This window comes from Halomonas sp. SIMBA_159, assembly GCF_046536035.1.
GTDB lineage: Bacteria > Pseudomonadota > Gammaproteobacteria > Pseudomonadales > Halomonadaceae > Vreelandella > Vreelandella venusta_A.
Genome location: NZ_JAWJBT010000532.1, coordinates 1 through 273 on the forward strand (window position 1 = coordinate 1; position 273 = coordinate 273).

Annotated in this window: 1 protein-coding gene; it reads right to left on the reverse strand. The window is 41.4% G+C overall.

Annotated features, from left to right (window positions below; all coding sequences use genetic code 11):
- The coding region (locus tag R0J87_RS20340) for a hypothetical protein (protein WP_498888521.1) at nucleotides 1–273 on the reverse strand (273 nt) is incomplete at both ends.

Here is a 273-nt window from a genome sequence, read left to right on the forward strand (position 1 = left end):
TGATGGGTTAAGATATCCACGTTTTCTTGTAAGCTATTGAGTTCTTCACTTAAATTTTGCAGTTCCGTCACTTGTTGCACATCCGCTAAATCAGCACTCCGCAACTTATTCTGTAACTGTTGTAAAACTCCGGCTAAATTCTGGATGGAAGTATTGAGAGAAATCACTTGTGCTTGTCGTGCATCTTCTCCTTGTTTTGCCAAGCGAATATTGCGCTGGAGGCTTTCTTGCAAGGATTGTAATTGCTGATAGGATGCACCAGAACTTTGGGAT